Origin of the sequence: Actinoplanes sp. NPDC051633 (assembly GCF_040681735.1) — a bacterium.
GTDB lineage: Bacteria > Actinomycetota > Actinomycetes > Mycobacteriales > Micromonosporaceae > Actinoplanes.
Genome location: NZ_JBFAZH010000862.1, coordinates 1 through 3,391 on the forward strand (window position 1 = coordinate 1; position 3,391 = coordinate 3,391).

The 3,391-nt window shown below is 72.8% G+C and carries 3 protein-coding genes; 1 reads left to right on the top strand and 2 read right to left on the bottom strand.

Going from position 1 to position 3,391, the window contains the following annotated elements:
- Positions 1-65 precede the first annotated feature (65 nt).
- Complete coding sequence (locus AB0M20_RS33440; protein WP_364304333.1) at positions 66-1,493, bottom strand: DEAD/DEAH box helicase; 1,428 nt, start codon at positions 1,491-1,493, stop codon at positions 66-68.
- Between the two features lie 252 nt (positions 1,494-1,745).
- Here AB0M20_RS33440 and AB0M20_RS33445 point away from each other — a divergent pair, with 252 nt between their 5' ends.
- Positions 1,746-2,576, top strand: a complete 831-nt coding sequence (locus AB0M20_RS33445) for a sigma-70 family RNA polymerase sigma factor (RefSeq protein ID WP_364304334.1) — start codon at positions 1,746-1,748, stop codon at positions 2,574-2,576.
- Between the two features lie 46 nt (positions 2,577-2,622).
- Here AB0M20_RS33445 and AB0M20_RS33450 read toward each other — a convergent pair whose 3' ends face one another.
- Positions 2,623-3,135 carry a hypothetical protein gene (locus tag AB0M20_RS33450; protein ID WP_364304335.1) on the bottom strand — a complete coding sequence of 171 codons (513 nt, stop codon included), beginning with the start codon at positions 3,133-3,135 and terminating at the stop codon, positions 2,623-2,625.
- Positions 3,136-3,391: the final 256 nt, after the last annotated feature.

The window sequence follows — 3,391 nt, forward strand, 5'->3', positions numbered from 1 at the left end:
CTACCACTTTTCGCTTGCGCTACGTCGCGGGACCCTCGCGGGCTCGGCGGCCGCTGCTTTGGCGGCTAGCGGCCTCGGCGGCCGCCGGCTCGGGTGCCGGCGCTGAACGCCGCCGCGCCGCGGGCCGGCTTGTGGGCGGTCGCAGCCGCCGCGCGGCCGGAACCCCCCGAACGGCCGGAGCCGCCCGAGCCGCCCGAACGACCGCCGGTGCTCGCGCGGGACGTTCCGGCGTCGGGGCGCTGCCGCGACCGCGGGCGGCCGCCGCCGTTGCGGCCGTGCCCGGCCGTGGTCTCGGTCGCCGCCGCGGCGGTGAGCGTCGGGTCTGTGCGGAAGGTGCGCTCGCCCGGCGCCAGCTCGGCCAGCACCGAGTCACCCGGGCGGGTCCGCGTCGTGGTCGGCTTGATGCCGGCCTTGCGGGTGAGATCGCGCACATCGCCCTGCTGGTCGTCGGTCATCAGCGTGATGACCGTGCCCTGGGCGCCGGCCCGGGCGGTTCGGCCCGAGCGGTGCAGGTAGGCCTTGTGCTCCACCGGCGGGTCGGCGTGGATCACCAGCGCGATGTCGTCGACGTGGATGCCACGCGCGGCGATGTCGGTGGCCACGAGCGTCTCGGCGGTGCCGCCGGAGAACGCCGCCATGTTGCGGTTGCGGGCGTTCTGCGCCAGGTTGCCGTGCAGCTCGACGGCCGGCACGCCGGCCGCGTTGAGCTGGCGGGTCAGCACCTTGGCGCGGCGCTTGGTGCGGGTGAAGACCACCGAGCGGCCGGGCGCGGAGAGCAGGTCGACCAGCACCGGGAAACGATCGTCGTGGCGTACGTGCAACACGTGGTGGGCCATCTCGATCGGCGCCTCGGCGGCCGAGTCGACGTGGTGCGTGACGGGCCGGTGCAGGAAGCGCTTGACCAGCACGTCCACGCCGCCGTCGAGGGTGGCCGAGAAGAGCATCCGCTGCCCCTCGCTCGGCGTGGCGTCCATCAGCCGCCGCACCACGGGCAGGAAGCCGAGGTCGGCCATGTGGTCCGCCTCGTCGAGCACGGTGATCTCCACCCCGCCGAGGTCGACGTGACCGCTCTGCAGGTGGTCGAGCAGCCGGCCCGGGCAGGCGACCAGCACGTCGACGCCGCCCCGCAGGCCGCTGATCTGCGGCCCGGCGCCCACGCCGCCGAAGACGGTGAGCGTGCGCAGGCCGAGGGCCTGGGCCAGCGGCGCCATGGCGGCCTCGATCTGGGTGGCCAGCTCGCGGGTCGGCGCCAGGATCAGCGCGCGGGGGCGGCGGGGCCGGCGCGGGGTGCCGGAGGCGGCCAGCCGGGCGATCACCGGCAGGGCGAATGCGTACGTCTTGCCGGAGCCGGTGCGGCCACGGCCGAGCACGTCACGGCCGGCGAGAGAATCCGGCAGCGTCGCCGCCTGGATCGGGAAAGGGTCGGTGATGCCGCGGGCGGCAAGTGTCGCGGCGAGCTTCGCGGGCACGCCGAGGTCGATGAATGACGACATGTAAGGGTTTGACTCCGAACGCTTGATGGTCGTCCTGCCCGGCGCAGACCCGTCGCGGGTCGCGGCGCGTGGTGGTCGATCCGAAGACGGCCCGAGGCAAGACTGTGCGGGCCGCGAGATCAAGTGTACGCCCTCGCCGCGGATGCAACTGATCTGCACCCGAAACCGACCTTTTTCGCACTCAGCGTGACTCACCTTCAGAACCAGCGCCGGACACCCCCCGCCCCGGCCCTGGTACCTCAGGAGTCCACCATGAGTGGTGACCGCCGCCGCGACGACATCGTCACAGCGCATATGCCTCTCGTCGGCCATCTCGTGCGCGAGATGCTCGCGCGGGTGCCCGCACACGTCAGCCGCGACGACCTGCTGTCCGCCGGATACACCGCCCTGGTCGCCGCCGCCCGCGGCTTCGACGAGGACCGCGGCGTGCCGTTCGCCCGCTTCGCCGCCGCCCGGGTGCGGGGCGCCCTCCTGGACGAGCTGCGCGGCCTCGACTGGGCCAGCCGCTCGGTGCGCCAGCGCGCCCGCCGCACCGACTTCGCCCGCCAGGAGCTGACCGCCGAGCTGGGGCGTACGCCCAGCGTCACCGAGGTGGCCGAACGTCTCGGCTGCCGGGTGGAGGACATCGAGGCGGCCGACGACGACGTGCATCGTGCGGTGGTGTTCAGCCTGCAGGGCTTCGCCACGGCCGGCGCCGACGACATGGTCACCGAGCCGAGCGCCGGACCGGAGGAGATGCTGGTCCGCCGCGAGCGGATGGGCTACCTCGCCCACGCCGTCGAGGCGCTGCCCGATCGGCTGCGCGCGGTGGTCCGGGGCTACTTCTTCGAGGAGCGGCCGATGGCGCAGATCGCGGTGGAGCTCGGCGTCACCGAGTCGCGCGTGTCACAGCTGCGCTCCGAGGCGCTCGTGCTGCTCCGCGACGGCCTGAACACGCACCTGGACCCGGCGCTGGCCATCCCGATCAAGGACGGCTGCGTGGCCCGGCGCCGCGCCGCGTACTTCGACTCGATCGCCGCCCGCGGGACGCTGCGGGAGCGGCTGGCGGTGACCGACCTCGACGGCCTGCCGGTCGCGGCATGAGAAACGCCCCCGCCGGACGAGCCGGCGGGGGCGCAACGGGAAGACGTCAGGCGTTGGCGCAGGTGCCGGCCTTCTTCTGAGCGGCGATCGCCCGGGCCGCGCCCTGCTTGTAGAGCGCGAGACCCTCGGCGGCGGGCTCGAGCTTCCAGGCGTTGGCCTCGTAGACCATGGTGTACGACTGGGCCGCGACCAGCTGCTTGGCGATCACGACCGCCTTGTCGGTGCCCTCCATGCGGGCGCTGGTCAGGCTGATCGCGAGGCCCTTGCGGGAGCAGGCCTCGTTCAGCTTGATGTAGTCCGCCTTGCTGATCGCCTGCTTGCCCTTGGCGGTGTACATCTCCCAGGCGCCGGCGAAGTCGCCGCCGCTGAACCGGTCGAAGACGGTCTGGGCGGCTGCTCGCGCGCCCTCCACGGTCTTGGGCTCGGGGCCGCCGGCCGCTGCGGCGGCGGAGTTGCCGGCCGGGGCCTCGTCATCGGAGCAGCCGGCGGAGAAGCTGAGGGCGGCCACGGCGATGAGGGCCAGCGCGCCAACACGTCGGAACGGGTGGATGTGGTTCATGACCGGACTAATCGAGATCGGCCGTTCGGCGTAACGGGCCGGAGTGGAACCTGACGGATTCCGGACACTCGCGGACAGGCCGTAACCTCCGCCACGAACGTGCCGCGGCGCGCATTCATCGGCTAAGCTGATGCATTTGCTGGACACGAAAAAAGCGCCCACAAAAGGGGCGCCGACGCCGTGAATGATACCACATCAGGGAGTGGCTTTCTCAAGCTCCGCCGCCGGGACTCAGCCGGAATTACGAAGCGAGGAC

Coding starts and splice junctions, on each gene's coding strand:
- AB0M20_RS33440 (WP_364304333.1), bottom strand. CDS start 1,493: ATGTCGTCATTCATCGACCTCGGCGTGCCCGCGAAGCTCGCCGCGACA.
- AB0M20_RS33445 (WP_364304334.1), top strand. CDS start 1,746: ATGAGTGGTGACCGCCGCCGCGACGACATCGTCACAGCGCATATGCCT.
- AB0M20_RS33450 (WP_364304335.1), bottom strand. CDS start 3,135: ATGAACCACATCCACCCGTTCCGACGTGTTGGCGCGCTGGCCCTCATC.